This window comes from Micromonospora sp. NPDC005298, assembly GCF_040607375.1.
In the GTDB taxonomy this organism is placed as follows: domain Bacteria; phylum Actinomycetota; class Actinomycetes; order Mycobacteriales; family Micromonosporaceae; genus Micromonospora.
Genome location: NZ_JBEXGP010000047.1, coordinates 1 through 3,863, shown reverse-complemented (window position 1 = coordinate 3,863; position 3,863 = coordinate 1). Strand labels below are relative to the sequence as shown.

Below are 3,863 nucleotides of genomic sequence, written 5' to 3'. Positions count from 1 at the left end.
CAGTGCTTACACACATCCGACATCATCAACCACCGAAAATCCGTCCGCCCCTGCACACCCGAACCCCGCCCCGGCGGCTGCGACCCCGGCATCCCGAGGAACTGCGGCCCCGGACCGGTGGGGGCCGGTTCGCCGAGCACGTCGGCCGTGCGGGGTTGCTCGACGAACGCGACGTGCCGCCACGAGTTCGCCGTCAACGCCCCGGTGTTGTCGTACGACATGCCCAACAGGTCAAGGCCACTCTCCGGGACACCGTTCCACTCCTTGCAGGCCACCTCGCACGCCTTGCAGCCGATACACACGCTGGTGTCGGTGAAGAACCCCATCCGGGGCGGAGCGTCCACGTAGCCGGCGTCGGGTGCCGGGTCCAGCGGCCCGTACAGGCTGTTCGGGTCAGGAAGCACCATGCCCCGTCCCCTCGTTGTCGGTGGTCACGGCCGGGGCGTGCTGACCCGGGGTGATCCCCGCACGCCGTTGGTAGTCGGTGACCAGGTCGAGCAACGCCGGGCCGGTCGGGCGGCGTCCGGGCCGTACGTCGCAGGTGCCGACCTTGCTCTCCTGGATCAGCACGTTCGGGTCCAGGCTGATGCCGAACAGGTCGTTCGCCGAGTCGCCGGTCACCAGACCCTCGAACCCGAAGTGGTACGGCAACCACACCTGGTGGATGACCCGGCCGTCCACCCGCAGCGGGGTGAGCCGATCCGTCACCAGCACCCTCGCCTCGATCACGGCGCGGCCGCTGACCAGGTGCGCCCAGCCGAGGTGCGTCAACCCGACCTCGCCGGCCAGGTCCGGGGACACCTCGACGAACATCTCCGGCTGCAACTCCGCCAACGGCGACACCGTACGGCTCATGCCGCCGGCGGTGTGGTGCTCGGTGAGCCGGCTGACCGTGAACACGTACGGGAACACCTGATCGTGCTCCTGCGGCGGGCTCGGGTTCACCGAGTTCACCGGATGCGCGTACATCTTGCGGGTCGGATTGGCCTGCTGCCGGTAGAGGGGGTTACGCACCGGCGACTCCACCGGCTCGTAGTGCGTCGGCAACGGCCCGTCCAGCACGCCGCTCGGCGCGTACAACCAGCCCTTACCGTCACCCTGCATGACGAACGGGTCGTCGCCGGCGATGCCCTCCGGCCCCGACGCGCCGGCCGGCGGCCGGTACGACGGCGGTTTCGTCTTCTCGAAGTCCGGCACGTCGTAGCCCGTCCACTCACCCTTGTCCGCGTCCCACCAGACGTAGCGTTTGCGCTCGCTCCACGGGTTGCCGTCCGGGTCGGCCGACGCACGGTTGTAGAGGATGCGCCGGTTCGCCGGCCACGCCCAGCCCCACTCGGCGGCCACCCAGTCCTGCTCGTGTCGGGACCTGCGCCGGGCCGCCTGGTTCACCCCGTCGGCGTACACCCCGCTGTAGATCCAGCAGCCGACCGCCGTGGAACCGTCAGCGCGGGCCTCGGCGAAGCTGGACAGCGGGCGGCCGGTCGCCACGTCGTACCCGTTGATCTCCCGCAGGACCGCCTCGGCGCTGGGCTCCGCGTGCGGACCGTGCGTGGGGTAGTCCCAGGTGAGGTCGAGCAGCGCCCGGTCGCGCGGCAGCGTCGAGTCGGCCAGCTTCTCGCGCAGCTTGCGCCCGAGGTGGTAGAAGAACCACAGCTCGGAGCGGGCGTCGCCCGGCGGCTCGACGGCCTTCTCCCGCCACTGCAACAACCGCTGCGTCTGGGTGAAACTCCCCTCCTTCTCCACGTGCGACGCGGCGGGCAGGAAGAACACCTCCGTACGACACTCCTCCGGCACGATCTCCCCGGTCGCCACCTCCGGCCCGTTCTGCCAGAACGTCGCACTCTCGATCATGAACAGATCCCGAACCACCAGCCAGTCCAGGTTCGCCATGCCCAGGCGCTGCGCCCGGCCGTGCGCCGACCCGACCGCCGGGTTCTGCCCGAGCAGGAAGTACCCCTTGATCTTCCCGTCGATCATGTTCAGCACCTGCTGATACGTACCGTGGTCACCGGTCATCCGCGGCAGGTACCCGTAGCAGTAGTCGTTCTCCGGGGTTGCCGCGTCACCCCAGTACGCCTTGAGCAGACTGGCGGCGAACGACCGCGCGTTACCCCAGAAGCCCTTCTGCCCGGGGTGGCGGATGCTGTCCACCCACTCGTCGAAGCTCGGGTGCTCGGCGTGGTGCGGCATCGGCAGGTAGCCCGGCAGCAGGTTGAACAGCGTCGGGATGTCAGTGGAGCCCTGGATGCTGGCGTGCCCGCGCAGCGCCATCACCCCACCGCCGGGGCGGCCCATGTTGCCCAGCAACAACTGGATGATCGCGCCGGTCCGGATGTACTGCACGCCCACGCTGTGCTGCGTCCAACCCACCGAGTAGATCAGCATCCCGGTGCGTTCCCGGCCCGAGTTCGCCGTCCACGCCCGTGCCAACTCGAGGAACTGCTCCTGCGAGATGCCGCAGACCCGCTCCACCATCTCGGGTGTGTAGCGGGCGAAGTGCCGCTTGAGGATCTGGTAGACGCAGCGCGGATGCTGCAACGTCTCGTCGCGCCGGGTCTGCCCACTCACCTGCGCGCCGTGCGACTCGTGGGCCAACCCGGCGGCGCTGTCCCGCTCCTGAGCGGTGTGCCCGCTGCCGGAGGAATCCTCATGCCCCTCGTACTGCCAGCTGTCCTGCACGTAACTGCCGGTCTCCGGGTCGAAGCCGGAGAAGAACCCGTCGCCGTCCTCGGTGTCCCTGAAGTCCTCGCTGACGATCGTCGCCGCGTTCGTGTACGCGAGCACGTACTCCCGGAAGTCCAACTCGTTGTCCAGGATGTAGCGCACCACCCCGCCGAGCAGCGCGATGTCGGTGCCCGCCCGGATCGGCAGGTACGCGTCAGCCACCGCGCTGGTCCGGGTGAACCGCGGATCCACGTGGAAGACCTTCGCCCCACGACGCTTGGCCTCCATCACCCACTGGAAACCCACCGGGTGCGCCTCGGCCATGTTCGAACCCTGGATGACGATGACGTCAGCGTTGGCGATGTCCTGCTGGAAATCCGTCGCACCGCCACGACCGAAGCTGGCCCCCAGACCGGGGACGGTGGCGGAGTGTCAAATACGCGCCTGGTTCTCGATCTGCAACGCGCCGGCCGCGGTGAACAACTTCTTGATGAGGTAGTTCTCCTCGTTGTCGAGCGTCGCCCCACCCAGACTGGAGAAGCCCAACGTCCGGTTGAGTGGCCGGCCCTGCGTGTCGACGTCCTCCCAGGTCCGCTCACGAGCCGCGAGCATCCGGTCGGCGATCATGTCGAGGGCGGTGTCGAGCTCCAGGTCCTCCCACTGCGTCGAATAGGGACGGCGGTAGCGAACCTTCGTCTGCCGCAGCGGGCTGGTCACCAGACTCTTACTGGCCGAGCCCTTCGGGCAGAGCCGACCCCGCGAGATCGGGCTGTCCGGATCGCCCTCGATCTGGCTGACCCGCCCGTCCTTGACGAACACCCGCTGACCGCAACCCACCGCGCAGTACGGGCACACCGAACGGGCCACGCTGTCGGCGGTTTCGGTGCGAGCGGTGAGCGCGCGGGATCCGTCGGACTTCGCCGCGGCACCCCGGCCCAACGGGTCGGTGCCGGTGAGCTGCCGGTAGACCGGCCAACCCTCGATGAAGGTACGCAGACCCATGCCCCGACACCCCCTCCCACGCGAGCGACCCCATGAACATAGGCCAGCCGAGACATCTTCGCGAGCGGGGGAAGTCAGACAGCGCCGCCCCCGGCCCGGGTGGGTCGGGGGCGGCGCTGGTGTCGGTGTGCAGGTCGCCTCTCGGCGAGTGGCGCGACGCGGCTCCAGCCGAACGGTGTTCCGCGACGGCAATAGTT

The 3,863-nt window shown here is 69.0% G+C and carries 1 protein-coding gene and 1 pseudogene; both read right to left on the bottom strand.

The genetic code is table 11. The features are described 5' to 3' along the window. Nucleotides 1-407: pseudogene (locus tag ABZS77_RS29985) on the bottom strand (4Fe-4S ferredoxin); the annotation flags it as partial. Further along, entirely contained in the window at nt 394-3,666 is a 3,273-nt protein-coding gene (fdh, locus tag ABZS77_RS29980) for a formate dehydrogenase (protein ID WP_354829687.1), read from the bottom strand. The gene fdh and the pseudogene ABZS77_RS29985, both read right to left, overlap by 14 nt. Nucleotides 3,667-3,863 lie beyond the last annotated feature (197 nt).